This is a genomic window from Bradyrhizobium sp. USDA 3311 (genome assembly GCF_054062495.1).
Genome location: NZ_JBSSFI010000001.1, coordinates 1,114,891 through 1,141,083, shown reverse-complemented (window position 1 = coordinate 1,141,083; position 26,193 = coordinate 1,114,891). Strand labels below are relative to the sequence as shown.

At 64.1% G+C, this 26,193-nt stretch carries 21 protein-coding genes; 12 read left to right on the top strand and 9 right to left on the bottom strand.

The features are described 5' to 3' along the window. From ACVWW6_RS05480 to ACVWW6_RS05455, 6 genes are all read right to left on the bottom strand, one after another. Entirely contained in the window at positions 1-486 is a 486-nt protein-coding gene (locus ACVWW6_RS05480) for a tripartite tricarboxylate transporter TctB family protein (RefSeq protein WP_038965205.1), read from the bottom strand. Positions 487-673: 187 nt separating this feature from the next. Further along, on the bottom strand, positions 674-1,651 hold the full coding sequence (locus ACVWW6_RS05475; protein WP_456680307.1) for a tripartite tricarboxylate transporter substrate binding protein: 978 nt from the start codon (positions 1,649-1,651) through the stop codon (positions 674-676). A 202-nt stretch (positions 1,652-1,853) separates the two neighbouring features. Beyond that, entirely contained in the window at positions 1,854-4,607 is a 2,754-nt protein-coding gene (locus tag ACVWW6_RS05470; protein WP_456680306.1) for a PAS-domain containing protein, read from the bottom strand. A 467-nt stretch (positions 4,608-5,074) separates the two neighbouring features. Further along, a complete protein-coding gene (locus ACVWW6_RS05465; RefSeq protein ID WP_456680305.1) occupies positions 5,075-5,950 on the bottom strand; it encodes an acyl-CoA acyltransferase in 876 nt (291 codons plus the stop codon). A gap of 95 nt (positions 5,951-6,045) precedes the next feature. Beyond that, positions 6,046-7,026: an amino acid--[acyl-carrier-protein] ligase gene (locus ACVWW6_RS05460; RefSeq protein ID WP_456680304.1), complete on the bottom strand. Its 981-nt coding sequence runs from the start codon at positions 7,024-7,026 to the stop codon at positions 6,046-6,048. A gap of 64 nt (positions 7,027-7,090) precedes the next feature. Beyond that, positions 7,091-8,308, bottom strand: coding sequence for an acyl-CoA dehydrogenase family protein (locus tag ACVWW6_RS05455; RefSeq protein WP_161532933.1), 1,218 nt, complete (start codon positions 8,306-8,308; stop codon positions 7,091-7,093). A 353-nt stretch (positions 8,309-8,661) separates the two neighbouring features. Here ACVWW6_RS05455 and ACVWW6_RS05450 point away from each other — a divergent pair, with 353 nt between their 5' ends. The 3 genes from ACVWW6_RS05450 to mtnA all read left to right on the top strand — a co-directional run bounded on the left by ACVWW6_RS05450 (position 8,662) and on the right by mtnA (position 11,210). Then, positions 8,662-8,934, top strand: coding sequence for a phosphopantetheine-binding protein (locus ACVWW6_RS05450; protein ID WP_011083780.1), 273 nt, complete (start codon positions 8,662-8,664; stop codon positions 8,932-8,934). Between the two features lie 275 nt (positions 8,935-9,209). Beyond that, positions 9,210-10,085 (top strand): S-methyl-5'-thioadenosine phosphorylase, encoded by an 876-nt coding sequence (locus tag ACVWW6_RS05445; protein WP_456680303.1) that lies wholly within the window; start codon positions 9,210-9,212, stop codon positions 10,083-10,085. A gap of 18 nt (positions 10,086-10,103) precedes the next feature. Further along, entirely contained in the window at positions 10,104-11,210 is a 1,107-nt protein-coding gene (gene mtnA, locus ACVWW6_RS05440; RefSeq protein WP_011083782.1) for an S-methyl-5-thioribose-1-phosphate isomerase, read from the top strand. Positions 11,211-11,317: 107 nt separating this feature from the next. Here mtnA and ACVWW6_RS05435 read toward each other — a convergent pair whose 3' ends face one another. Beyond that, positions 11,318-11,953, bottom strand: coding sequence for an HAD-IA family hydrolase (locus ACVWW6_RS05435; protein ID WP_028172637.1), 636 nt, complete (start codon positions 11,951-11,953; stop codon positions 11,318-11,320). A 107-nt stretch (positions 11,954-12,060) separates the two neighbouring features. Here ACVWW6_RS05435 and ACVWW6_RS05430 point away from each other — a divergent pair, with 107 nt between their 5' ends. Next, positions 12,061-12,819, top strand: coding sequence for a S1 family peptidase (locus ACVWW6_RS05430; protein ID WP_038965209.1), 759 nt, complete (start codon positions 12,061-12,063; stop codon positions 12,817-12,819). Positions 12,820-12,944: 125 nt separating this feature from the next. After that, positions 12,945-14,447 carry a flavin-containing monooxygenase gene (locus tag ACVWW6_RS05425; RefSeq protein ID WP_456680302.1) on the top strand — a complete coding sequence of 501 codons (1,503 nt, stop codon included), beginning with the start codon at positions 12,945-12,947 and terminating at the stop codon, positions 14,445-14,447. A 497-nt stretch (positions 14,448-14,944) separates the two neighbouring features. On the opposite strand, the gene ACVWW6_RS05420 is transcribed toward ACVWW6_RS05425, so the two are convergent. Together ACVWW6_RS05420 and ACVWW6_RS05415 are read right to left on the bottom strand one after the other, a co-directional pair. Continuing rightward, entirely contained in the window at positions 14,945-15,871 is a 927-nt protein-coding gene (locus ACVWW6_RS05420; RefSeq protein WP_456680301.1) for a response regulator, read from the bottom strand. Continuing rightward, on the bottom strand, positions 15,855-19,226 hold the full coding sequence (locus ACVWW6_RS05415) for a hybrid sensor histidine kinase/response regulator (RefSeq protein WP_456680300.1): 3,372 nt from the start codon (positions 19,224-19,226) through the stop codon (positions 15,855-15,857). The genes ACVWW6_RS05420 and ACVWW6_RS05415 overlap by 17 nt, the downstream gene beginning before the upstream one ends. Positions 19,227-19,393: 167 nt before the next feature. On the opposite strand from ACVWW6_RS05415, the gene urtA reads away from it, so the two are divergent. From urtA to ACVWW6_RS05380, 7 genes are all read left to right on the top strand, one after another. Then, positions 19,394-20,653 carry an urea ABC transporter substrate-binding protein gene (gene urtA, locus ACVWW6_RS05410; RefSeq protein WP_038965210.1) on the top strand — a complete coding sequence of 420 codons (1,260 nt, stop codon included), beginning with the start codon at positions 19,394-19,396 and terminating at the stop codon, positions 20,651-20,653. A 146-nt stretch (positions 20,654-20,799) separates the two neighbouring features. Then, positions 20,800-21,726, top strand: a complete 927-nt coding sequence (gene urtB / locus ACVWW6_RS05405) for an urea ABC transporter permease subunit UrtB (RefSeq protein WP_011083789.1) — start codon at positions 20,800-20,802, stop codon at positions 21,724-21,726. Between the two features lie 18 nt (positions 21,727-21,744). Next, positions 21,745-22,887: an urea ABC transporter permease subunit UrtC gene (urtC, locus tag ACVWW6_RS05400; protein WP_028172642.1), complete on the top strand. Its 1,143-nt coding sequence runs from the start codon at positions 21,745-21,747 to the stop codon at positions 22,885-22,887. 64 nt (positions 22,888-22,951) lie between these two features. After that, a complete protein-coding gene (gene urtD / locus ACVWW6_RS05395; RefSeq protein ID WP_456680299.1) occupies positions 22,952-23,707 on the top strand; it encodes an urea ABC transporter ATP-binding protein UrtD in 756 nt (251 codons plus the stop codon). 10 nt (positions 23,708-23,717) lie between these two features. Further along, a complete protein-coding gene (gene urtE, locus ACVWW6_RS05390) occupies positions 23,718-24,407 on the top strand; it encodes an urea ABC transporter ATP-binding subunit UrtE (RefSeq protein WP_161532940.1) in 690 nt (229 codons plus the stop codon). 28 nt (positions 24,408-24,435) lie between these two features. After that, positions 24,436-25,665, top strand: coding sequence for a formamidase (gene fmdA, locus ACVWW6_RS05385; RefSeq protein ID WP_161532941.1), 1,230 nt, complete (start codon positions 24,436-24,438; stop codon positions 25,663-25,665). 92 nt (positions 25,666-25,757) lie between these two features. Continuing rightward, positions 25,758-26,135, top strand: coding sequence for an FmdB family zinc ribbon protein (locus ACVWW6_RS05380; protein WP_456680298.1), 378 nt, complete (start codon positions 25,758-25,760; stop codon positions 26,133-26,135). Positions 26,136-26,193 lie beyond the last annotated feature (58 nt).

Here is a 26,193-nt window from a genome sequence, read left to right as displayed (position 1 = left end):
TCAGCCGATCCCGAACAGGCCGGAGGGCAGCTGGATCAGGAGCAGGCGCTTGAGCACCCACCACATGCCTGATGGCACCAGCACGGCGATCGGGATCGCCAGCGTCCAGCGCACCGGATCGATCAACCGCAACATCAGCAGCAGCAAGGGGATCGACGACAGCAGAAATCCCAGCGGCTCCAGCGCGAAGGAGAACGCGACGAGGCAGGCGATGACGAGCAGCGGCTTGCCCCAGCGCACATTTTCCCAGCGCGAGGCCAGCGTCGGCCCGCCCTCGGCGACGGCCGAGACGATGATGGAGGCCGCGAACACGCACATCAGGATGCCGGTGTAGAACAGCACGTAGCCAGAGCCGGGATCGTTGATCGTGCCGAGCTTCAGCCGCAAGCCCTGCCAGATCACGAAGCCGCCGAGCCCGAGCCCGATCAGCCCGCCCCAGAGTTCGGAGTTGGAGAGGCGGAGTTTGACGTTGGTTTGGTCGCCCATGTGAAACACTCCTAGACCACCGTCACCCCCGCGCAACGGCGAAGCCGGTGTCGCTGAGGCGGCCGCTTCTTCAGCGGCCCCCGAAGGGCGACGGTGCCCGTGTCCATCCTTCGAGGCGAGCCGCAAGGGCGGCTCGCACCTCAGGATGACGTCAGAATTTGCAGTAGCCCAAGTTGTTCTCGCGATTCTACTTCTTCGCGAGCCCGAGCGTGTCGATGACCTTGCGTTCGGACTCCGTGACCTCGACGACGAACTTCCTGTAGTCCTCGGTGTTCTTGTAGTTCGGCACCATGTCGTACTTGGCGAGCGTGGCGATCACCGCGGGATCTTCGACGGCCTTCTTGAAGGCGTCGTGCAGCTTGGCGACGATCTTGGGGTCCATGCCCTTCGGGCCGGCGATGCCGAACGGGGAATCGTAGACCATGGGGTAGCCGAGCTCCTTCAGCGTCGGCACGTCGGGATAGTTCGGCGATCGCGCGCCGGTCCACACCATCAGAAGCTTCAGCTTTCCGGCGTCGACCAAGGGCCGCCATCCCGTGGAATCGGCCTGGAGCATCGTGTGCTGTCCCAGCACTGCGGCGTTGGTCTCGGCGCCGCCCTTGAACGGCACCTGCGTGAGCTTGATGCCGGACATCGCCGCGATCTGCTCCATGCCGATATGGAGCGAGGTTCCGGTGCCCGGAGACGCATAGGTCACCTTGCCCGGATTCGCCTTCGCGAACTCGACCACGTCCTTCCAGGACTTGAACTGCGACTCCGCGCTGGTTGTCACGCCGAACGTGTAGCCGGTGAGGTGAATGATATAGGTAAAGTCCTTCGCCGGGTCCCATGACACGTCCTGCATCAAGGGCAGGCGGAAGACGGTGATCGGGATCTGCGAGATGGTGTAGCCATCCGGCTTGGCGGCCGCTGCCATGGTCGCGGGGCCCACCGTGCCGCCGCCGCCGGCCTTGTTGTCGATCACGATCGGCTGTCCCAGCACTTTCGAGGCGCTGTCCGCGATCGCGCGCATCGAGATGTCGGTCGAGCCGCCGGCCGGCCATGGCACGATCAGCGTGACCGGCTTGCTCGGATAGTCCTGCGCGCCGGCCGCGGTCGCGAGCAGCGCTCCCACGGCAATATGTATGGCGGCGAATACAGCCGTCCTCAGCCCATACCGCGACATCGGGTTACCTCCCTCGCGGCGGCCTCGTTCGGGCCGCCGTCTCTCTTTGTTATGACGGGATTGTCCCTGAAATCACCAGAGAAGAAAAGCGCATTGCGCGGACCGTGCGCAGCGGTCGACGCGGCTATCCAGCCGGAAACGGCATGTGCGACAATTGGTCGTTTGGAGGCGTGCCGAGGCACGGAATTTGACGTGGGCGTCCTTACGCCACGCGGCGAACCGCGTTCAGCGTCTCGATGGTGCGTCCGACCTCGGCTGCCGGGCACGGTCTGCCGAAGTAATAGCCCTGCACCGCGGTGCAGCCGCATTCGCGCACGAAGTCGAGCTGCTCCTCGGTCTCCACACCCTCAGCCGTGGTCTCGACGCCGAGCACGGAGCCGAGGCTTGCGATGGTGCGAACGATGGCGACGCTCTCCGGGCTTTCGCCGAGCGTGCCGACGAAGGAGCGGTCGATCTTGATGCGGTCGAACGGAAACTTGCGCAAATAGCTCAGCGAGGAATAGCCGACGCCGAAATCATCGAGGCTGACGCGCACGCCGAGCGCGCGAAGCTGGTGCAAGATCTCGATCGTCGCCTCGCTGTCGTCGAGCAGCGCGGTCTCGGTGACCTCGAGCTCGAGCCGCTGCGGCGGCAGGCCGGCTTCCGCGAGCGCGCTTGTGACCATCGCCGCCAGCCCGCGCGCGCGGAACTGCACCGGCGACAGGTTCACCGCGACCGTGACATCGGGCCATGACGCCGCGGTCGCACAGGCCGTGCGCAGCACCCATTCGCCGATCGGAACGATCAGTCCGTTCTCTTCGGCGATCGGAATGAATTCGGCCGGCGAGACGAAGCCGCGCGAGGGATGCTTCCAGCGCAGCAGCGCCTCGAAGCCGGTGAGCTCCGAGGACTCGAGCCGCACCTGTGGCTGGAACACCAGGTGGAATTCACGCGCCTCCAGTGCGCCGCGCAGGTCGTGCTCGAGCGCGTGCCGGCTGCGGGCCTCTTCCTCCATCTCGGGTTCGAACAGCTGATAGGCGCCGCGCCCCCTTGCCTTGGCCTGGTACAGCGCGAGATCGGCGCATTTCATCAGCTCGTCGGCATCGAGCCCGTGGTCGGGCGCGATCGCGATGCCGACGGAGACGCCGACATGGATCGACTGGCTTTCCAGCGGCGGCGGGTGGCCGATGATCTCGACCAGGCGGCGGGCGAGCTTTTCGGCCGACTGTGGCTGCGGGCCGCGCTGGAGAACGGCGAACTCGTCACCGCCGAGGCGGGCGACGGTGTCGTGCTCGCCGACATTCTCCTTCAGGCGCGCGGCGACCCAGCGCAGCAAGCGGTCGCCGGCGGCATGGCCGAGCCTGTCGTTGACGGTCTTGAAATTGTCGAGGTCGAAGCACAGCACGGCCATGGCGCCGCCGGCGATCGCGACCTGGTTCAGTCCCTCGCCCATCTTCTCGCGGAACAGCGTGCGGTTGGGCAGGTCGGTGAGTGAATCGTGCCGGGCCATGTGCGCGACGCGGGCCTGGGCTTTGTGGCGCTCGGTGACGTCCTCATAGGTGACGACCCAGCCGCCAAGCTCCATCCGCTTGTGGTTGAGCTTGATGATACGGCCGTCGCTCAAATGGCGGTGCAGCGTGTGTTCGCCCTCGCGCAGCCTTTCGACATAATCGGCATAGAGCTTGGCGCCGGTCGTGTCCGGATGGATGCCGAGCTCGCAGCTGTGATCCATGATCTCGCGCATCGAAATGCCCGGCTTCACCACGTCGGGCGACAGCCCGTACATCTCGATATAGCGGCGATTGCAGACGATCACGCGCAGGCTCGAATCGAGCATGCACAGGCCCTGGCTCATGTTGTTCAGCGCCGCGTCGAAGCGGCGATACTGTTCGCTCAGTTCCTCGATCGCGCGCTCGCGCTCGGTGATGTCTTCATAGGTGGCGACGAAGCCGCCCTCGGCCAGGGCGCAGTAGCGCACCGAGATCACGGTGTCGTTCGTCATGCGCCGGCGCATCGGCGAGGAATCGCGGTTCGCGATCTTCGCGCTGGCGGCTTCCAGGAGCTGTCGCGGACTGTATTCCGAAACGAACGCGCCGTTCGCCATCGATCTTTCGATCAACTCGCCGAGATGCGTGCCGGGCCTGGTTTCCTCCGGCGACAGCCAGTAGATCTTGCGGTAGGTGGTGTTGCAGACGCGCAGGCGCATGTCGCTGTCGTAGAAGGCGAGCCCGTGCGCCATGTTCTCCATCGCCGCGTCGAGGATGAAGTTCTGCTGCCTCAGCGTCTCCTCGTATTTCAGCCGCTCGGTGACGTCTTCGTGTACCGTCACCCAGCCGCCGTCGGGCAGGAAGCGGGAGACCGCCTGCACCATCCGCCCGTCGTAGCGCATCACCAGCAGCGTCTTCGCCTTCCGGCTGCGCACGTCCTCGAGCCTGGTGTCGTGGAATTCGTCGGCCGACATGCCCGGCGTGTTGCCGCGCGAGAGCCAGTGTTCGATGGCCGCGCTGTGCGTAACGCCCGGCTTCACGACTTCTGGGTCGAGGTTGTAGAGTTTCAGGAAGCGTTCGTTGCAGACGACGACGCGGCTGTCGGCGTCATACATGATGAGGCCGTGCGACATGTTGGCGAGCGCATGCTGGCTGCGTTCTGTCTGCACGCGCAATTCCGCCTCGAGCCGGGCGAGGCGGCTGACGTCGTCACAGATCGTCATCCAGCCGCCGCCGGGAAGCGGCTTCAGTTCGAGCGCCATGACGAGGCCAGTCGCCAGCCGTTGCTCGGTACGGAACGGCTTGCCTGCCGCGATCTGCGCGATCCGCGTCGAATACAGCGAGTCGAGCTCGCTTTCCGGAAAATTCCCACGCGTCGCGCTGTGCGCGAGCACCTCGCGATAGCTCGTGCCCACCCGCACGACATCGGCCGACATGTCGAACAGCGACAGGTAGCGTTGGTTTGACCAGCACGATCCTGTTGTCGGCATCGTAGACGCAGACACCCTGCTCCATGTGGTCGAGCGCAAGCTGGCTCAGCGCGACCAGGGCCTCCGGGCCCTGCTCGCGGCGTGCACCAAGCTCGTTGTCGCAGGTCGACGTCATGGGGTCGGCGTGATCTCGGCGGGCAATAGACTTAACGCAGCGTAATTCGAGCGCCGAGGGTAACGGAGACCCCGGAAAATTCCCTTAAGCGCAGTAGTTTACGGAGGGTGACCGGCGATGGAGAGCGTCTCCGGATTGCAAAGGTGCCTGCAAGAGTTGGCCGAGAGAGGGCGCAACATATTCTGGTGTCGTCCCGGCGAAGGCCGGGACCCACAACCATAGGGAGAGGTTTGGCGAAGACTAGTAGTGAACAGGTTTTCCCGCGGTACTAGCACCCTGCGCTTACAGACAGATCACGCGGTATGGGTCCCGGCCTTCGCCGGGACGACACTGAGTGTGGCGGCATCTGCCCTCACGGCCCGTAGAGCACGAGTTCCGTGTCGGTGAGATCGGCGAGCTGCGGCTGGTGCGGACCCTTGAAATATTTGCGGCCACGCCGCTCGGTATAAATACCGACGAGGCCGGGAACCGGGCCGTTGGCATCGACCGCCACCGAGATCTTGCCGAGCCGCAGCAGCAGCCGGCCGATGCGGCCTGCGCAGGCGGCGTATTCGGCGGCGCTGCGGCAGTAGATCAGCTTCATCGCGGGCGGCGCGATGAAGCCGCGGCGGATGCGCACCGGTTGCAGGATGAAGGGGAAGGTTCCCTGCGGCGTGCGGCAGACGAGGCTAAGGCAATTGTAGCGCGCATGCCGCGTCAGCAGTTCGGTCTCGGCCTCGGAAAGTCCCTCGATCGTCTTGGCGTGCTGCGAGATGACTTCGATCTTGCTCCAGCGCGGGGGCCGCGCCAGCGCTGGCACCGAAAAGAATATGCCGCGGCAATAGGCACGGAAGCCCTGCGTCTCGATGATCGGCCAGGTCCACGGCGCCGGGCTGATGTTGAGATAGGTCACGTCCTTGTGCCGCTGCGCGATCTTGGTCAGCAGCGGGGCGTAGTTGCGATACGCCGGATCGACATACCAGCTCGACAGGTTGCACTGGATCGCGGTCTCTTCACCGTTCTTCCGTGCCGTGTAGATCAGCAGCAGCACGCCGACCGGCGTGCCGTCATTGTCGATCATGTAGCCGAAGCGCGGATAGCCCTCCGGCACCGGCCGGAAGGCCTGCCGGCGCAGGCCCTGGATCCAATAGTTGCGCGAGCGGCCCACGAAGCCGCGCGTCAGCAAGTCCGCGATGGTATCGACATCGGACTCGGTAATCTCGCGGCATCGAACCTTGGTGTGGATCACGCTCGTCTTACCCGTGGAAATGGTCGGCCTCGTTTGGTCTATCGTTTCAGCATGATCTTTTCGGAAAACCGCTTCGCACTTTTCCGGATCATGCTCTAGCGCCAGCCTTCGCCATGGGCGCCGGCCGCAACATGCGGCTGCAGGCCCAGGATGTCCCGCACCTTGGCGGGCCAGGCGGAAAGATCGGTGCCGTGGGTGTGGAACATGGCGACCGCGAGCCGGTCCATGCCGAAGGCGACGCAGCCGGTGTGGGCCGGCTCGCCATTGGCGTCCTGGATGCCCCAGGTGGTGCCGAAATGCTCGCGGTGATAGTTGAAGCTCATGCAGGCGGTCGGCTGCTCTTCCGAGCGCAGCGGGATCAGGAGCTCGAACTTGAGCTGCTGCTGCTTCTGGCTCACCGCCTTCATCTGGCCGACGCGGCCGAAGAAGGGATCGCTGGCGTAGTCGACGCGGAAGGTCAGGCCGAGATCGCGGGCGATCGCCTGCGCGCGCACCATCCAGCGCTCGCGGAAATCGGAAACGTCGTCGGGCGTGCCGATGCAGACATATTCGCGCATCCGGAACGATTGCAGCCGGTCGAGATGCTTCGACGGCTCACGGCGGAAGCAATCGGCGGCGACGTCGAAGCGGAGACCGCCCTTCGGCAAGGGGCCGCGGCTCGCCGCGATCGGATAGACAGGGTAGCAGGCGGCCGGCGACAGCACGAGGTCGGCCGGCGACAGTGACGTGGTCCAGTCGCCGCCGGCATCGAAACGGCTCACCGCGGCGTTGATCTCACGCTCGGTGCCGTGCAGGCCGCAGACGCATCCGAGCAGGTTCGGAAAGCTCTTGAGATAGCCGGACTTCTCGAGCTGGGCGCGGCTCATCACAGGTGGGAAGCGCAGCGCTTCGGTGCCGGCTTCGCGATGGCCGGTGATCAGCGCGGCGAGCCGCTCGACGATGCCCTCATAGAGCGCGGTGCGGGCGTAGACACCGTCCGAGCCCATGCTGTGGAACAGCTTGTCGGCGAGATGATCGAGCGGATCGGCGATTTGCGGCGCGGTGTCAGGCGAGTTGGGGAGAACAGCAATGTTCATGTTCGACTTCCTGCTATCTGAAATTATTCTTGTTGGATGAAGGCACGTCGGTCTCGAAAACCTGTCAGTCCCGAAGGCTCGCCGGAATGCCGCTCATCAGCGTCGATGTCGCAGCGTTGGCCAGGATACGGTCGTTGTTGATCATGATCGGCGACGACAGCACGTCGCGCAGGTGGCGGCCCATGGTGAACTCGCCGTCGTTGCGGTAGCCGGAGAGGCCCGCGGTGCGCATCGCATGCATCACGGTCTCGACCGCGAGCTCGGATGCCTGCACCTTCAGAAGCGTGATCGACGACTGGAAGTCGAGCGAGCCGAGTGCGCGCTCGTCATGCTCGGCGCGGGCGAAGGCCTCGATATTGGCGGCGATCAGCGCGCGGAGCTTTGCCAGCGACATTTTTGCCGCGGTGAAGTGCGCTGCTGCCGGCGGCATCTGGCCCCCGGAGCTGCGGGCCGCCTTGCGGATGAAGGCCTGCGCGCGCGTCACGGCCGCGGCGGCAATGCCGGCCCAGGCCGAAGACCAGCACAGATGCGCGAACGGCGTCATCGTCTGGGCATGGATCTTGTCGTAGGCTTCCGGGAAGACGCGGTCGGTCGGGCAGTCGACCTTCAACTCGAATCCGGTGGAGCAGGTGCCGCGCATGCCGAGCGTTTCCCAGCCCAGCGTACGCTTCAGCGAATAATCGTCCTTGGCGAGCGCCAGCAGCACCTGGTCCGAGGCGGCGGCGTCGGTGGCGCGGCGGGCGATGGTGACGAGGCCGTCGGCCTCGGCGCCGTAGGAGATCACGGTGGCGTCGCGCACCAGCGAGACGGTGTCGCCGGCGACGTCGACGGCGGCAGCGCTGGCGCGGATGTTGCCGCCGTTCTGGCCTTCTGTGGTGGAGGAGGCGAGCAGCCACTGGTCGCGGGCGACCCGGCGCATCATGGTTTCCATCCAGGGAATGCCGTGGCCGTGCCTGACGACGCACGCGACTTTGGTCTGGTGCATCGCGTAGATCATCGCGGTCGAGGCGCAGGCGCGCCCGAGCGTGTAGCAGATGTCGGTGACGTCGTAGATCGAGGCGCCGAAGCCGCCGAACTCGACCGGGATCATGACGCCGAGCAATTTCTGCTCACGCGCGACGTCGAAAGCCTTGTGCGGGAAGCGGGCGTCGCGATCGACCCCGTCTGCGTCGGCCGCTGCCGCTACCGCGGTTCGGGCGACGCGCTCGATCAGGGAGGGGCCCTGCTCGAGGAGGTTCGTCTGCGTTTCGTCGACAGTGAGAACTGCTTCACGCACGTTCATGCTCGTCCGCCTCCGGTTTGCCGTTCGAGATCGCCGGCATCATTCGCGATGCCGCGTAAGCGATCCTCCGGCCATCTTTGCTTGTGAGACGAGGCTACGGATTTAATTCAAATTCGTCGATGAAATACAGGGTAAACAAAGCCAAATTCCGAACGAACAGTTAAGGTCGGGTTGTTGGCATGGCCGAAATTTCCGCGATCGCGTTAGGGATCTGGAAGATGTCCGGATTCCCGACAATCTGAGTCATCGTTTACTAAGAAACGCGAAGTAATGGTGCCGGCCATTGCGGGATCGGCCGTCCCTGACCATCGTAGGCGGCAGTCCGGACCGACTAGACAAACGGGAATTTGCCGATGCAGGCCTTCAATACCGACGTGCGCAATCGCATCATCAAGCTGGTGAAGGGCATCCTCGAACAGAACGCGCTCGCCGCGGACGTCACGCCGCAGGCCAAGCTCGTCGATGTCGGCCTGACCTCAATGGACATGGTCAATCTGATGCTCGGCGTCGAAGCCGAATTCGATTTCACCATTCCGCAGTCGGAGATCACGCCTGAGAATTTCCAGTCCGTCGAGACGCTGGAGCGGATGGTGATGACCCAGCTGCAGCCGGCGACCGCGGCTTAGCTAAGCGCACGGCTGTCTCCCCGGGGTCGTCCTGGCGAAAGCCAGGACCCATTACCCCAGGCAGGAGTTTGGCGAAGTTTGGTCGTTCGGGATTGATATCGCGCCCCATCGATGGACCTCGCGGTATGGGTCCTGGCTTTCGCCAGGACGATACCGAACGTGTTACGAGCGCCTCACGCCCCTCACGCGCATCGTTCCCCCACCCCCGTTCCAAAACCGCCGCAAAACTGGCATAGCTTAACCATGTCGCACGTAGCGGACAGGGTGGAGCAGGCATGACGCAGGCGGTATTGGGCATCATCGGTGGCTCCGGCATCTATGACCTGCCGGGCCTCGAGGGCGCGCACGAAGAGGTGATCAAGAGCCCGTGGGGCGAGCCGTCGGCGCCCCTGCGGCGCGGGACCATCGCAGGCCTGCCGATCGTGTTCCTGCCGCGGCACGACAAGGGCCACAGGCTGTCGCCCTCCGACATCAACTACCGCGCCAATATCGACGTGCTGAAGCGCGCCGGCGTCACCGACCTGATCTCGCTGTCGGCCTGCGGCTCGTTCAAGGAAGAGATGCCGCCCGGCACCTTCGTGCTCGTCGATCAATTCGTCGACCGCACCCACAAGCGCGAGAGCTCGTTCTTCGGCCGCGGCTGCGTCGCGCATGTGTCGATGGCCCATCCTGTCTCGCCGCGGCTGCGCATCCATCTTGCCGCGGCGGCCGAGGCCGAGGGCATCGCAATCGCGCGCGGCGGTACCTATGTCTGCATGGAGGGGCCGCAGTTCTCGACCTATGCGGAGAGCATGACCTACAAGACGCTTGGCTATTCCGTGATCGGCATGACCAACATGCCCGAGGCGAAGCTCGCGCGCGAAGCGGAGCTCTGCTACGCCACGGTCGCGATGGTGACGGATTTCGACTGCTGGCATCCCGACCATGACGCCGTTACCGTGCAGGACATCATCCGCGTGCTGACCTCGAACGCCGACAAGGCGAAGGCGCTGGTGGCGCGGTTGGCAAAGGATTTCCCGCGCGAGCATGAGCCGTGCCCGATCGGTTCGGACCGCGCGCTCGACACCGCGCTGATCACTGCGCCCGAGGCGCGTGATCCCGAGCTTCTGAAGAAGCTCGATGCCGTAGCAGGGCGCGTGCTACGTGGCTGAGACGAAAGGCAGAAAGCCATGAAGGTTGACGGCAAGCATTTCCGCAGCATCTGGCGCGAGCGCGACGGCTGGTCGGTCGGCGCGATCGACCAGCGCCGGCTGCCGCATGAGTTCGTCGTTGCAAGGTTGACCTCGTGCGAAGACGCGGCCGTTGCGATTCGCGACATGCTGGTGCGCGGCGCGCCGCTGATCGGCGCGACGGCAGCCTATGGCATGGCGCTCGCGATGCGCGAGGATGCTTCCGATGCGGGCCTGAAGCTTGCCTACGAGACGCTCGTCGTGGCACGCCCGACCGCAATCAATCTGAAATGGGCTCTGGATGAGATGCGTGCGACCCTCGCGCCGATCGATCCGGTTGAACGGGCCGAGGCGGCCTATGCGCGCGCCGACGAGATCGTCGAGCAGGACGTCGAGATCAACCGCGGCATCGCCGCCAACGGTTTGGCGCTGATCGAGGCGATCGCGGCGAAGAAGCCGGGCGAGGTCGTCAACGTGCTGACTCATTGCAACGCCGGCTGGCTCGCCACCGTCGACTGGGGCACCGCCACGGCGCCGATCTACCTCGCGCATGAGCGCGGCATCAAGGTCCATGTCTGGGTCGACGAGACGCGCCCGCGCAATCAGGGTGCCTCGCTCACCGCCTGGGAGCTCGGCCATCACGGCGTGCCGCACACGGTGATCCCCGACAACACCGGCGGCCATCTGATGCAGCACGGCATGGTCGATCTCGCCATCGTCGGTACCGACCGCGTCGCCGCCAATGGCGACGTCTGCAACAAGATCGGCACCTACCTCAAGGCGCTCGCCGCGCATGACAACGGCGTGCCGTTCTACGTCGCGCTGCCGTCGCCAACGATCGATTTCGCCGTCCATGACGGCATCCGCGACATCCCGATCGAGCAGCGCAGCGGCGTGGAGGTCACCGATATGACCGGCCGCACCGCCGACGGGAGGCTGGAGACGGTGCGCATCGTGCCCGAGAACTCGCCGGTCGCGAACTACGCCTTCGACGTGACGCCTGCTCGCCTCGTCACCGGTCTCATCACCGAGCGCGGTGTGCTGAAGCCCGACCGCGCCTCGCTCGCCGCAGCGTTTCCGGAGCGAATCTCCGCCGCGGCGGAGTAGGCTCTCGTAGGGTGGGCAAAGGCGCGAAAGCGCCGTGCCCACCATCTGCTTGTCCCAATGGAATTGGTGGGCACGCTTCGCTTTGCCCACCCTACAGCCTTCGCGAACTATGTCAGCTTCAACCCTGTCGCCGCCTCGAGCTCGGCAATCGCCTGGGCGCCGCTGGTGACCTTGATGGTGGTCATACCCATCTCACGCGCGGGCTTCAGATTGACGCCGAGATCGTCGAGATAGACGCAATTTCCCGGATCGACCTTCAGCGTCTCGACCATCATCTTGTAAATGCGTGGGTCGGGTTTGCGCAGGCCGATCTTGGCGGACTCGATGACGTGGTCGAACAGCACCATCACCTCGGCGATGTAGAGCGAGCGCCCGGTCATGCTGCCGATGGCGTTGGCAGGCAGGTTGTTGGTGATGCAGCCGGTCTTGAGCCCGGCCTTGATTCGCTTCAACGCTTCGACCATCTCGGGACGCAGATCGCCCTGAAGCAGCGGCAGCACGTCGCGGCCGCGCACCTCCGCGCCGAGCGCGCGCGACTCCTCCGCGAACAACGTGTCGAAGGTGTCGATGTCGACCTCGGCGCGCTCGAACCTGGCCCAGGCGTTCTCCAGATGGTTGGCCGCGTTGGTGCGCCGGATGATGTCGATGGGCAGCCCACGCTCGGTCTCGAACCGCGCGAACGCCTCGAACGGCGAGCTCGTCAACACGCCGCCAAAATCAAAGATCACCGCCTCGATCGCCAATGTCCTGCCCTCGTCAATTCCTTTCCAAGAGGGCTAGCATGCGCTATCGGCAAGAGCCAGTCCGAAGCAATCCGCCCTCACCGAGGCTGCCGCCAAAGCGTGTTCCCATGAAGAAGCTTGCAACTCCCATCATCGCGGCGCTGCTGCTCGCCACGCCCGCCCATGCCATCGTCGGCGGCGGCACGCCGCAGGCTGATGGCGTTGCGCGCGCCGTCGTCACCATCGTCGGCTCGCGCGGCAATTTCTGCACCGGCAGCCTGATCGCGCCAAAACTCGTGCTTACCGTCGCCCACTGCGTGCAGCCCGGCGCGGACTACAAGATCGTGGATCGCGGCACCGACGGCCAGCCGCAATTGCTGAACGTCCGCACCGTCGCGATCCATCCGAACTTCAACATGCAGGCGATGCAGGCGCATCGCGCCACCGCCGACGTGGCGCTGCTGCAACTGGAAATTCCACTCAAGGGAAAATCGGCGGTGCCGGTTGGCATGCCGAATATTCCAATTCAGGTCGGCAGCCGCTTCGTCATCGCCGGTATTGGCGTCACCGTGCGCGGTGATGGCAAGAGCGGCGGCGCGACGCGGGTCGCGGGCCTCGTCGCCACCGGCCAGCCCGGCACGCTTCAGATCCGGCTGGTCGATCCCGTAACCAACGGTGTTCGCGATGGAATCGGCGCCTGCACCGGTGATTCCGGCGGTCCCGTGTTCGAGGACAAGCCGAACGGCGCCATGCTCGTCGGCCTCATCAGTTGGTCCACGGGGCCGAATGGCGCGGCTGGCTGCGGCGGGTTGACCGGCGTCACGCCGCTCACGCTCTACCGCGACTGGATCTTGCAAACCGCGCGGAGCTGGGGTGCGGCGCTGTGATTTGACCGCAACTTGATCTATGTCATTTTGTAGCGGAAGCGCGATGGGCGACCATGCCTGTCGCGGAGGAAACGCGTCGCTCAATCAAGGGCGGCCACAAAAACAAGCAAGGCATAGAAGCAACAATGAATGTCGCTGTTCGCAGTCACGCCACGGCCCAACAGGTTTCAGAGCATTTCGACGTGCTGATCGTCGGCGCCGGCATCTCCGGCATCGGCAGCGCCTATCACGTCACAAAGCACCTGCCGGGCACGAGCTACGTCATCCTGGAAACGCAAGCGACGTTCGGCGGCACCTGGAGCACGCATCGCTATCCCGGCATCCGCTCGGACAGCGACCTCCACACTTTCGGTTATAGCTTCAAGCCCTGGGTCGGGCCGCCCATTGCGACCGCCGAGGAGATCCTCGCTTATATGAACGAGGTGATCGAGGACAACGATATCGCCCGCCACATCCGCTACAAGCACAAGATCAATTCCGCGAGCTGGTCGAGCGACCAAAACCTCTGGACCATCGAAGCGGTCACGACCGATACCGGTGAAGCAAAGACCTTCACCGCAAACTTCCTCTGGATGTGCCAGGGCTATTATCGCCATTCCGAGGGTTACACGCCCGAGTGGAAGGGCATGGATCGCTTCAAGGGCCGCATCGTCCATCCGCAGACCTGGCCTGATGACATCGACCTCACCGGCAAGAAGGTCGTCGTGATTGGCTCGGGCGCGACCGCAGCGACGCTGGTGCCGAACATCGCGGACGATTGCGCGCATGTCACCATGCTGCAGCGCTCGCCGACCTATTTCCGCCTCGGCCGCAACGCCATCGAGATCGCCGAGGAGCTGCGCCGGCTCCAGGTCGACGAGGAATGGATCCATGAGATCGTCCGCCGCAAGATCCTGTTCGAACAGGACGCGTTCACAAAACTCTGCGTGTCCAGGCCGGAGCAGGTGAAGAAGGAACTGATCGGCCAGATCAGCGCGGTGCTTGGTCCGGATTACGACGTCGAGACGCACTTCACGCCGAGCTACCGGCCGTGGCGGCAGCGCATCGCCTTCGTGCCCGATGCCGATCTGTTCAAGGGGATCGCCAGCGGCAAGGCCTCCGTCGTCACCGACGAGATCGAATGCTTCGTCGAGAACGGCATCCAGCTCAAGTCGGGCAAGCTGCTGGAAGCCGATATCATCGTCACCGCGACCGGCTTCAATCTCGCGGCGCTCGGCGACATCGCCTTCGAGATCGACGGCAAGCCGCTCGCCTTCGGCGACACCGTCACCTATCGCGGCATGATGTTCACGGGCGTGCCGAACATGGTCTGGGTGTTCGGCTATTTCCGCGCCAGCTGGACGCTGCGCGTCGACCTCGTCGCCGATTTCGTCTGCCGTCTGCTCGGACACATGAAGGCGAAGGGCAAAAAGAAGGTCGAGGTGAGCTTGCGCCCCGAAGACCACAACATGCCGATCCTGCCCTGGATCGATCCGGAGAACTTCAACCCCGGCTACATGATGCGCAACATGAACCTGCTGCCCAAGCGCGGCGATAAGCCGGAATGGCAGCACAGCCAGGATTACTGGACCGAAAAGGACGAGATCCCGAAGACGGATCTGGATGACAAGGCGTTCGTGTACGGGTGAGGGCTTGTTCCTGTAGGGGCGATGGCCGTCGTCACGCATGCCACTGTCGTCCCGGGGCGCGAAGCGAGCCCGGGACCCATACTCCCAGGCGTTGGTCGTAGGGCGAGCAGGCAACTCCGAGTCTTCGCCAAACGTCTCCCTGTGGTTATGGATCCCGGATCGGCGCTCCGCTCTAGACAACGCTACGCGTTGTCGAGAGCTTCGCTTGTCCGGGACGACACTGTTTGTTGGGTTAGCGATGTCCCAGCTCATCCACGCCGTAGCTCACGAATTCCACTGTCGTCCCGGGGCGCGAAGCGAGCCCGGGACCCATACTCCCAGGCAGTGGTCGTAGGGCGAGCAGGTAACTCCGAGTCTTCGCCAAACGTCTCCCTGTGGTTATGGATCCCGGATCAGCGCTCCGCTCTAGACAACGCTACGCGTTGTCGGGAGCTGCGCTTGTCCGGGACGACACCGTCTGTTGGGCGTGCGGCCCGCCGACTCATTCACGCCGCCGCTCACGAATTCCGCCTTGTCGCGCTCGTCGCAATCGCCGCCGCCGCAGTCCGGTTCTCCACGCCCAGCTTCGCATAGATCTGCTCGAGATGCTTGTCGACCGTGCGCGGGCTCAATCCCAGGATCTGCGCGATGTCGCGATTGGTCTTGCCCTTGCTGAGCCAGGCCAGCACTTCCCCTTCGCGGATGGTGAGGCCGAGCTCGCTGGTGAATTCCGGCGGCAACGCGGTGCCGGATTCCTTGGACAGCCGTAGCAGGAACTCGTTCGGCGCGGTTTCGCCCATGTAATAGAACCGGAGTTGCGGATTGTCGGGCAAGGAAGCGCCTTGCGACTTCGAGCTGCCCTTGCCCTTGGCCTGCTCCAGCCAGTGCAGCAGTGATGGCGGAAGGGCAAAGTCGTCGGCCTGGGCCCCGTGGTGATCGGACAGCAGCTTCTGCGCCTGCGGGGTCGCCCAGAGGATGCTGCCCTGCCGGTTGACCGCGAACAGGAAGCGGCCGGAGACGTCGAGCGCGGCGCGCGCGCTCTGGGTCAGGCGGGCGTTGCCGAGATGGACACGGATGCGCGCCAGCATCTCCTCGATCACGATCGGCTTGGTCACGTAGTCGACGCCGCCGGCGTCCAGCCCGCGCACGATATGCTCGGTTTCGGCGAGGCCCGTCATGAAGATCACGGGGACGTTGGCAAGGCCCGCATCGCGCTTGAGGCGGCGGCAGGTCTCGAAGCCGTCGATGCCGGGCATCACCGCATCGAGCAGCACGATGTCGGGCGTGATCTGCTCGACGATGCGCATCGCCGCCGCGCCGTCGAGCGCCACCATCACCGTCATCCCGGCGCCGTCGAGCGCGTCGGTGAGCAGCCGCAGCGTCTCGGGAGAGTCATCGACAACGAGCGCGACGTCGCGCTTCTTCGACTCAATGCTCATGCGCATGCAACGTCTTCAATGTGGTCATGTACTGGTCGAGATCGAAGCGGTCGACCAGCGATCGCATCTGGGCGACGAAGTCGGCATGTTCCGGATGCTCGCTGCCGATCTCGTCGAGCTTCAGCTGGATGCCCTTGACGTAGCCGATCTGGCCGAGCCCGATCAGTTCCTCGATGTGTCGCACCGGCGGCCGTGAGCCGCTCTCGGGCTGCCAGAACGGCACCGCGATCTCGTCCGAGCCGTATTGCCATTCGATCTTGAGGAGTTGGCGGATCGTCTCCAGCAGCCGCGGAATGTCGATCGGCTTCATCAGATAGCCGTCGTGGAACGGTTGCGCCAGCGGCGTGCCGTGAGCCTCCAGCGCGCTCGCCGAGACCATCAGGATTCGGGCCTGGTGATGGCCGCTCGCGCGCAGCGTCTCCGCGACCGTCCAGCCGTCCATGCCGGGCATGGAGATATCGAGCAGGAACAGATCGGGCCGGCAATGCTGCGCCAGCGCGAGGCAGCCCGGGCCGTCGGTGGCGCTGAGCAGGATGAAGCCGAGCGGCGTCAGCACTTCGCGCAGGAGGTCGCGATGAACGGGGTCGTCGTCGGTGATCAGGATCGTCTTGCGCGCGCCGTGATAGCCGGAGACCGGCGCCTCCACCGGCGCGATGCGCTGGGGATTGGCGACCTCCGACAGCAGGATCTTGACCTTGAACGTGCTGCCGGTGCCGACCGTGCTCATGACCTTGATGTCGCCGCCCATGACGCCGGCGAGCAGCCGGCTGATGGTCAGCCCGAGGCCCGTTCCGGTCTGCGGCTGCGAGACACCGAGGGCGCCGCGTTCGAACGGCGCGAAGATGCGTTCGAGATCGTCGCCCTGGATGCCGGGACCGGTGTCGATCACTTCGAATTCGGCAACGGGGCTGCGATAGTGCACCACGAACTGCACGCTGCCGGTCTGGGTGAATTTGATCGCGTTGGAGAGCAAATTGATCAGCACCTGGCGCAGCCGCTTCTCGTCGGCATAGACCACGACCGGCAAGTGGGCGGGACGCCTGAACACGAAGTCGATGCCCTTGGCGGCGGCCTGAAGACGGAACATGCCGACGAGCTGGTCGAGGAATTCGCTGAGGCGAACCTCGTCGCGCGAGAGATACAGTCGCCCCGCCTCGATCTTGGAGATGTCCAGGATGCCGTCGATCAGGCCGGAGAGATGATCGGCGCTGCGGCGAACCACGCGGACCTGGTCGCGCGGCTTGGTGTTGAGCGTCGTATCCTGCTCGAGGAGCTGCGCATAGCCGCTGATCGCATTCAGCGGCGAGCGCAGCTCGTGGCTGAGGCCGACGACATAGCGGCTCTTGGCGAGGTTGGCGGATTCGGCGACCTCCTTGGCGCGCTGGAGCTCGGCGTCGGTGCGCTTGTGCGCGTCGATCTCCTGGATCAGCAGCGTGGTCTGCCGCCGCGTCTCGGCCTCCGCGGCCCGCCGGCTCTGCTGCGCCAGCACGAACAGCCAGGCCACCACGCCGATGATGATGCTGAGCGAGAAGAACACCTTCCACAGCACGTCGGAGACGAGCATGTTCTCGCCATGCGCGCTCGCGGAGGTCTGGAGATAGATCAGCCCCAGCACGAGCGCGACGAGGCCGGCCGAGATCACGAACACGCCGATGTAATGGCCGAGCTGCGAATTGATCCGCTGGTAGATCGGCTGCGGCAGGATCTTGCCGAGCGTCTCGGAGAATTGCGTCTGTACGCGCGCATGCGGCTTGCAGAGGTCGTGGCAGCGGGCGTCGAGCGAGCAGCACAGGGAGCAGATCGGCCCGGCGTAAGCGGGGCAGGAGGCCATGTCCTCCGGTTCGAACGAGTGCTCGCAGATGCAGCACTGGATCGCCTCGATGTTCTGCCAGCTCCGCTTCGGCTTGCGCGCGATGTAGTATTTGCCGCCGGTCGTCCATGCGATCAGGGGGGCGGCGAGGAAGGCAACCGCCAGCGCGATGAAGGCCGACAGCGCCTTCGCGGTCGGCCCGAACAGGCCGTAGAAGGCGCTGATGGAGATAATGGTCGCGATCGTCATCGCGCCGACGCCGACCGGATTGATGTCGTAGAGATGCGCGCGCTTGAACTCGATCTGCTGTGGCCGCAATCCAAGTGGCTTGTTGATGACGAGGTCGGCGACCAGCGCGCCGACCCAGGCGATCGCGACGTTGGAATAGAGCGCGAGCGTCTGCTCCAGCGCCTTGTAGACGCCGATCTCCATCAACAGCAGCGCCACGATGACGTTGAAGACCAGCCAGACCACGCGGCCGGGATGGCTGTGGGTCAGGCGCGAGAAGAAGTTCGACCAGGCGATCGAGCCGGCATAGGCGTTGGTGACGTTGATCTTGACCTGCGACAGGATCACGAAGGTGCCGGTCAGCGCCAGCGCGAGGTCGGGCTGTGACAGCACGTATCGAAATGCTTCGAGATACATATGCGCCGGCTCGGCGGCCTCTTCGGGCGGCACGCCGTGGCTGAGCGCGAAGAAGGCGAGGAACGAGCCGGCCAGCAATTTCAGCGCGCCGAGCACGATCCAGCCGGGGCCCGCGCTCATCAGTGCGATCCACCAGGAGGTCCTGGAGGCCCGACGGTCGCGCGGCAGGAATCGCAGGAAGTCGACCTGCTCGCCGATCTGCGCCACCAGCGAAAACACGACCGAGGCCGCAACACCGAACAGCAGCAGATCGAAATGTCCGTTGAGGTCGCCGTGCTCGCCCGAGAACTTGCGCCACTCCGTGAACGAGTAGGGGTTGGCCCAGGCGATCGCCGCAAAGGGCAGGATGTGCAGAATGATCCAGAGTGGCTGGGTCCAGAGCTGGAAGCGGCTGATCAGCGTGATGCCGTAGGCCACCAGCGGGATGATGACGACCGCGCTGATGAGATAGCCGACCGGCCTCGGAATCCCGAAGCACATCTCGAGCGCGGACGCCAGGATCACCGCTTCGATCGCGAAGAAGATGAAGGTGAAGGACGCGTAGATCAGTGAGGTGACGGTCGAGCCGATGTAGCCGAAACCAGCGCCGCGCGTCAGCAGGTCAATGTCGATGCCGCATTTGGCGGCATAATAGGCAATCGGCACGCCGCAGCAGAAGATGATGGTCGAGACCACGAGGATCGCGGCGGTGGCGTTGGTGACGCCGTAGTTCAGGGTGATGGTGCCGCCGATCGCCTCCATCGCCAGGAACGAGATCGCGCCCAGCGCGGTGTTGGCAACGCGGGCGGTGGACCAGCGACGCGCACTCTTGGCCGTGAAGCGCAGCGCGTAGTCTTCCAGCGTCTGGTTGGCGACCCATTGGTTGTACTGGCGCCTGACGCGGTCTATTCGCTGCCGCCCTGCCACTTAATCCCACTCCCGATACGACCCGGATCCCTCGCAAATCCCGTACCAAAAGCCTACGTCGGCATTTTGCGGTGCAGTATACGCGATCTTGCGTATGCTTGCGCTGCACAAATTCGAGCCATCCTCACGGCACCAATCGCGTGTCCTCGAACAAAAGTGGGGTGCTCATGTCAGACGAAGCAAACAAGGGCCTGTTGTCGCCGCTCCGGCGCAAATTATTGATGGGAATGGCAGCCGTGCCGGCCATCACGATGCTGCCGCGGGCGTCTTTTGCACAGGCTCCGGCGACCTCGGCGGTCAATACCACGGGTCTCGCGGTCACCGACACCGAGGTGACAGTCGGCATCCTGCATTCGGCGACCGGCACCATGGCGATCTCCGAGACCGGCTCGATCGAAGCCGAAAAGCTCGCCATCGAGCAGATCAACGCCATGGGCGGCGTGCTCGGCCGCAAGATCAAGTTCATCCAGGAGGACGGGGCCAGCGATTGGCCGACCTTCGCCGAGAAGGCCAAGAAGCTGCTGGTCAACGACAAGGTCGCGGCGATCATGGGCTGCTGGACCTCGGCCTCGCGCAAGGCGGTGCTGCCGGTCGTCGAGCAGTACAACGGCATGCTCTACTACCCGACCTTCTACGAAGGCCTCGAGCAGTCCAAGAACGTGATCTACACCGGCCAGGAGGCGACCCAGCAGATTCTCGCGGGCCTGAACTGGATCGCCAAGGAGAAGGGCGCGAAGTCGTTCTTCTTCATCGGCTCCGACTACATCTGGCCGCGCACCTCGAACAAGATCGCGCGCAAGCACGTCGAGAACGTGCTGAAGGGCAAGGTCGTCGGCGAGGAGTATTATCCGCTCGGCAACACCCAGTTCAATTCGGTCATCAACAAGATCAAGCTGACCAAGCCCGACGTGATCTTCACTGACGTCGTCGGCGGTTCCAACGTCGCGTTCTACAAGCAGCTCAAGGCTGCCGGCATCGACCTCGCCAAGCAGCCGCTGCTGACGATCTCGGTGACCGAAGACGAAATCGACGGCATCGGTGGCGAGAATATCGCAGGCGCCTATGCCTGCATGAAGTACTTCCAGTCGCTCGACAATCCGAACAACAAGACTTTCGTGCCCGCGTTCAAGAAGATGTGGGGCGAGAAGACCGTGATCGGAGACGTCACCCAGGCTGCCTATCTCGGCCCGTGGCTGTGGAAGTTGACGGTCGAGAAGGCCGGCTCGTTCGACGTCGACAAGATCGCGGCGGCTTCGCCGGGCGTCGAGTTCAAGGGTGCTCCGGAAGGCTATGTGCGCATCCACGAGAACCATCACCTCTGGTCGAAGACCCGGGTGGGCCGCGCCAAGCTCGATGGCCAGTTCGAGCTGATCTACGAGACCGCCGATCTCGTCGAGCCGGATCCGTTCCCCAAGGGCTACCAGTAAGAAGCGCTACCAGTCAGAGCGCGGCCTCTGCCGCGTCTCCCTCGAGGCAAAACCGCTCCCTGGCGTGGATCGCAAGTCCATGCCCAAGACCCCCGCGTCGCGAACCTGCTCGCGACGCGGGACCCTTTCCCTGACGGAGGACATCGATGTTCGGCGACTACTCGATTGGCGACCTTGGCTCCATCTTCGTCATGCAGGGTTTTGCGGGACTGATCCTGTTCTCGGTCTACGTGCTGATGGCGCTCGGTCTTGCGATCATCTTCGGCCAGATGGGCGTCATCAACATGGCCCATGGCGAGTTCATGATCCTCGGGGCCTACGTCACCTGGATGACCTCGAATTTCTTCCAGTCCTATTTGCCGAGCCTGTTCAGCGGCTACTTCTTCCTCGCGATGATCCTGGCCTTCGTCGCGTCCGGCGCGCTGGGAATGCTGGTGGAATGGGTGCTGATACGGCACCTCTACAAGCGCCCGCTCGATACGCTGCTCGCCACCTGGGGCCTCAGCCTGATGTTGCAGCAGGCCTATCGTTCCGTGTTCGGCGCGCGCGAGGTCGGCGTCGAGCTGCCGCAGTGGATGCTCGGCTCGCTGCACGTGACCGACAGCATCGAAGTGCCGATCAACGGCGTCTTCGTGATGTGCCTCACCGTGCTGATCACGCTGGGCGTCGCCTATGTGATGTACAAATCGCGCTGGGGCCGGCAGGTGCGCGCCGTCGTGCAGAACCGCATCATGGCCGGCGCCGTCGGCATCAACACCGAAAAGGTCGATCGCTACACCTACGGCCTCGGCTGCGGCATCGCCGGCATCGCGGGCAGCGCCTTCACCATGATCGGCTCGACCGGGCCGACCTCCGGTCAGCTCTACATCGTCGACACGTTCCTGGTGGTCGTGTTCGGCGGCGCCGCGAGCCTGCTTGGCACCATCGCCTCGGCCTTCTCGATCTCGCAGACGCAATCCACCCTCGAGTTCTTCATGTCGGGCTCGATGGCCAAGGTGCTGACGCTGCTCGCCGTTGTCGGAATCCTGATGCTGCGGCCGCAGGGGCTGTTCGCCCTCAAGGTCCGGAAGTAAGAAAATGGGGCTGATGCAATGACCGACAATCGGTTCTTCAATCGATCGGAGCTCATCGGAATTCTGGTGCTCGCGGTGTTCCTGGTGGTGGTGCTGCCGCTCTCGCTCGATGTCTTCAGGCTCAATCTGGTCGCGAAATACCTGACCTATGCATTCGTCGCGCTGGGGCTGGTGATCTGCTGGGGCTATGGCGGCATCTTAAGCCTCGGTCAGGGCGTGTTCTTCGGGCTCGGCGGCTACTGCATGGCGATGTTCCTCAAGCTCGAGGCATCGAGCGTGGAGAACACCAAGATCCAGTCGACCCCCGGCATCCCCGATTTCATGGACTGGAATCAGATCACCGCGCTGCCGTTCTTCTGGAAGCCCTTCAACAGCCTCACCTTTACCATCGCCGCCATCATTCTCGTGCCCGGCATCTTCGCTCTCATCATCGGCACCGCGATGTTCAAGCGCCGGGTCGGCGGCACCTACTTCGCCATCATCACCCAGGCCGTCGCCGCCATCCTCACCATCCTGATCGTCGGACAGCAGGGGTACACCGGCGGCATCAACGGCATGACCGATCTGCGCACGCTGAAGGGCTGGGACATCCGGCCCGACCACGCCAAGATCGTGCTGTACTTCTTCGAGGTCGGACTGCTGTTCGCCTGCATCATGATCGCGCAGTTCGTTCGGCACTCCAAGCTGGGGCGCATCCTGGTCGCGATGCGCGAGAAGGAGGACCGGGTTCGCTTCTCCGGCTACAGCGTCGCGAACTTCAAGATCTTCGCCTTCTGCATCGCCGCGGTCTTCGCCGCGATCGGCGGCGCCATGTTCGCGCTGAACGTCGGTTTCATGTCGCCCTCTTTCGTCGGCATCGTGCCCTCGATCGAAATGGTGATCTACACCGCGGTCGGCGGCCGGCTGTCGATCCTGGGCGCGATCTACGGCACGCTGCTGGTCAACTTCGCCAAGACCAGCCTGTCGGAAACCTTTCCCGAATTGTGGCTGTTTGGCCTCGGCGGATTGTTCATCGCCGTGGTCCTGGCCTTCCCGAACGGCCTTGCCGGGATCTGGGGCGACTATGTGCAGCCGCGCATCGATCGCCTGATCTCGTCACGCAAACCGAAACCCGAGGGCTGGACCGAAAGCTCGGTCGCCGACGGCGCTCCGGCAGAGTGAGGAGATCATCATGCTCGTAGGTCACCACGATGCCGATGCCATGCTGGCAGTGAGGAGATAGGTCATGCTCGTCGGTCACCAGCCCAAGGAATTCCTGCTCGCCGTCGAAGCGCTCACCGTGTCGTTCGACGGGTTCAAGGCGGTCAATGATCTCTCCTTCTACGTGGACGAGAACGAGATCCGCGTCATCATCGGCCCCAACGGCGCCGGCAAGACCACGGTGCTCGATCTGATCTGCGGCAAGACCAAGGCCACGTCGGGCTCGATCCAGTTCCGCGGCAAGGAGCTGACGCGGATGAAGGAGAACGAGATCGTCAAGACCGGGGTCGGCCGCAAGTTCCAGAACCCCTCGATCTACGACGATCTCACGGTGTTCGAGAATCTGGAGATCTCATATCCCCGCGGCCGCTCCGTGTTCGGCGCGCTGACCTTCACCCGCGACGCCGCCGTGCGCGACCGGGTGCACGAGGTCGCCGAGATGATCTTCCTGAAGGATCGGCTCAACGTGAGCGCCGATCTGCTCAGCCACGGCCAAAAGCAATGGCTCGAGATCGGCATGCTGCTGATCCAGGACCCGGACCTCTTGATGCTGGACGAGCCCGTCGCCGGCATGAGCGTGTCCGAGCGCGCCAAGACGGCCGAGTTGCTCAACCGCATCATCAAGAACCGCTCGGTGCTGGTGATCGAGCACGACATGAAGTTCGTCGAGGACATCGCGCACAAGGTCACCGTGCTTCACCAGGGCCAGATCCTCTCCGAGGGGACCATGGAGAAGGTGAAGAACGATCCCAAGGTCGTTGAAGTCTATCTGGGTCATTAGGAGCGCGATGATGCTGGCAATTTCCGACCTCCACGTCGCCTACGGCCAGAGCGAGGTGCTGCATGGGCTCAACGTCAAGGTCGCGCCGAACGAGATCGTTGCGATCATGGGCCGCAACGGCATGGGCAAGACCACGCTGATGAAGTCGCTGATGGGCATTCTGCCGGCGAAAAGCGGCTCGGTGACCATGGACGGCGCCGAGCTCGGTGGTCTGCCGAGCTACGAGAGGGTGGCCAAGGGCCTCGCCTATGTGCCGCAGGGCCGCATGATCTTCTCGACCATGACGGTGAAGGAGAACATCGAGACCGGCCTCGTCGTCTCCGGCGGCACCGAGGTACCTGAAGACATCTACGAATTATTCCCGGTGCTGCTGGAGATGAAGGGCCGCCGCGGCGGCAATCTGTCCGGCGGCCAGCAGCAGCAGCTCGCGATTGCGCGGGCGCTCGCGACCAAGCCGAAGGTGCTGCTGCTGGATGAGCCGACCGAAGGCATCCAGCCGTCGATCATCAAGGACATGGCGCGCACCCTGAAGCGCATCCGTGACGAAAAGGGGCTCTCGATCGTCGTGTCCGAGCAGGTCCTGAGCTTCGCGCTCGAGATCGCCGACCGCGTGCTGGTCATCGAGAACGGCGAGATCGTCCGCGACGATCCGCGCGACGCCGTCGATGCCGCGCAGGTCTCCAAATATCTGTCCGTCTAACCAACCGTAGTAAAAGGGGAGCATCTCGATGCCAGAGACACTGATCAAGGTCGATCTCACCAAGTCGGCCTACGAAAATGACATGGTGCATAATCGCTGGCACCCCGACATTCCGATCGTGGCCTGGGTCAATCCCGGCGACGATTTCATCATCGAGACCTATGACTGGACCGGCGGCTTCATCAAGAATAACGATTCCGCCGACGACGTGCGCGACATCGATCTGTCGATCGTGCACTTCCTCTCCGGCCCGATCGGCGTCAAGGGCGCCGAGCCCGGCGATCTCCTGGTCGTTGACCTGCTCGACGTCGGCCCGCTCAAGGAGAGCCTGTGGGGCTTCAACGGCTTCTTCTCCAAGCAGAACGGCGGCGGCTTCCTGACCGACCACTTCCCGCTGGCGCAGAAATCGATCTGGGACATCAAGGGCCTCTATACCTCGTCCCGTCACGTTCCGGGCGTCAACTTCGCGGGCCTCATTCATCCCGGCCTGATCGGCTGTCTGCCCGATCCGAAGATGCTGGATATGTGGAACAAGCGCGAGGCCGAGCTGATCTCGACCAACCCGACCCGCGTGCCCGGCCTTGCCAATCCGCCATTCGCGCCGACCGCCCATGGCGGCCGTGCCAAGGGCGACGTCAAGGCGAAGATCGGCGCCGAAGGCGCGCGCACGGTGCCGCCGCGCGAGCATGGCGGCAATTGCGACATCAAGGACCTGTCGCGCGGATCGAAGATCTACTTCCCGGTCTATGTGCCCGGCGCCGGTCTCTCGATGGGCGACCTGCACTTCAGCCAGGGCGACGGCGAGATCACCTTCTGCGGCGCGATCGAGATGGCCGGCTGGCTGCATCTGAAGGTCGAGGTGATCAAGGACGGCATGGCGAAGTACGGCATCAAGAACCCGATCTTCAAGCCGTCGCCGATCACGCCGAACTACAAGGACTATCTGATCTTCGAAGGCATCTCGGTCGACGAGGCCGGCAAGCAGCACTATCTCGACGTCCACATCGCCTACCGCCAGGCCTGCCTCAACGCCATCGAGTATCTGAAGAAGTTCGGCTACTCCGGCGCGCAGGCCTATTCGATCCTCGGCACCGCGCCGTGCCAGGGGCACATTTCCGGCGTGGTCGACGTGCCCAACGCCTGCGCCACGCTATGGTTGCCGACGGAGATCTTCGACTTCGACGTGATGCCGTCGGCGGCAGGTCCCATCAAGCACATCACGGGCGATATCCAGATGCCGATCTCGCCGGACAAGTAATCCCTGCGCGACGGGATGCGGGACGGCGCGTATCTGCCGCCCCGCATCCGCCGCCAGGTGTGTTGAACAGGCAAGAGCGTGGGGATGATGCGATGCCGGTCTATGAATATCTCTGTGACGACTGCGGTCCCTTCAAGGACCTGCGCCCGATGGCGGAATGCGACGATCCGCAAAGCTGTCCGCATTGCGAGACCATGGCGCCGCGAGTGATCCTGACCGCGCCGAATTTCTTCTGCATGCCGGCGGAGAAGCGCAAGGCGCACGCCGTCAACGAGCGCAGCACGCACGCGCCGCAGACGCTCGCGCAATACAAGGCCTCGCACGGTCCCGGTTGCGGCTGCTGCTCCACGGGCAAGACGGTCAAGGACAAGGGCTCGGCGGACAAGAAGAAGCCGGCGCGGCTGATGACCAAGACCAGGAGCGGGGCCAAGGGTTTTCCAACGGCGCGCCCCTGGATGATCAGTCACTAACCCACGCGACCGCTCGATCGGCGGCCAACCCAGAACAACAAGTCAAGAACAGGAGCGG

Coding starts and splice junctions, on each gene's coding strand:
- ACVWW6_RS05480 (WP_038965205.1), bottom strand. CDS start 486: ATGGGCGACCAAACCAACGTCAAACTCCGCCTCTCCAACTCCGAACTC.
- ACVWW6_RS05475 (WP_456680307.1), bottom strand. CDS start 1,651: ATGTCGCGGTATGGGCTGAGGACGGCTGTATTCGCCGCCATACATATT.
- ACVWW6_RS05470 (WP_456680306.1), bottom strand. CDS start 4,607: ATGCCGACAACAGGATCGTGCTGGTCAAACCAACGCTACCTGTCGCTG.
- ACVWW6_RS05460 (WP_456680304.1), bottom strand. CDS start 7,026: ATGAACATTGCTGTTCTCCCCAACTCGCCTGACACCGCGCCGCAAATC.
- ACVWW6_RS05455 (WP_161532933.1), bottom strand. CDS start 8,308: ATGAACGTGCGTGAAGCAGTTCTCACTGTCGACGAAACGCAGACGAAC.
- ACVWW6_RS05450 (WP_011083780.1), top strand. CDS start 8,662: ATGCAGGCCTTCAATACCGACGTGCGCAATCGCATCATCAAGCTGGTG.
- ACVWW6_RS05445 (WP_456680303.1), top strand. CDS start 9,210: ATGACGCAGGCGGTATTGGGCATCATCGGTGGCTCCGGCATCTATGAC.
- mtnA (WP_011083782.1), top strand. CDS start 10,104: ATGAAGGTTGACGGCAAGCATTTCCGCAGCATCTGGCGCGAGCGCGAC.
- ACVWW6_RS05430 (WP_038965209.1), top strand. CDS start 12,061: ATGAAGAAGCTTGCAACTCCCATCATCGCGGCGCTGCTGCTCGCCACG.
- ACVWW6_RS05425 (WP_456680302.1), top strand. CDS start 12,945: ATGAATGTCGCTGTTCGCAGTCACGCCACGGCCCAACAGGTTTCAGAG.
- ACVWW6_RS05420 (WP_456680301.1), bottom strand. CDS start 15,871: ATGCGCATGAGCATTGAGTCGAAGAAGCGCGACGTCGCGCTCGTTGTC.
- urtA (WP_038965210.1), top strand. CDS start 19,394: ATGTCAGACGAAGCAAACAAGGGCCTGTTGTCGCCGCTCCGGCGCAAA.
- urtB (WP_011083789.1), top strand. CDS start 20,800: ATGTTCGGCGACTACTCGATTGGCGACCTTGGCTCCATCTTCGTCATG.
- urtC (WP_028172642.1), top strand. CDS start 21,745: ATGACCGACAATCGGTTCTTCAATCGATCGGAGCTCATCGGAATTCTG.
- urtD (WP_456680299.1), top strand. CDS start 22,952: ATGCTCGTCGGTCACCAGCCCAAGGAATTCCTGCTCGCCGTCGAAGCG.
- urtE (WP_161532940.1), top strand. CDS start 23,718: ATGCTGGCAATTTCCGACCTCCACGTCGCCTACGGCCAGAGCGAGGTG.
- fmdA (WP_161532941.1), top strand. CDS start 24,436: ATGCCAGAGACACTGATCAAGGTCGATCTCACCAAGTCGGCCTACGAA.
- ACVWW6_RS05380 (WP_456680298.1), top strand. CDS start 25,758: ATGCCGGTCTATGAATATCTCTGTGACGACTGCGGTCCCTTCAAGGAC.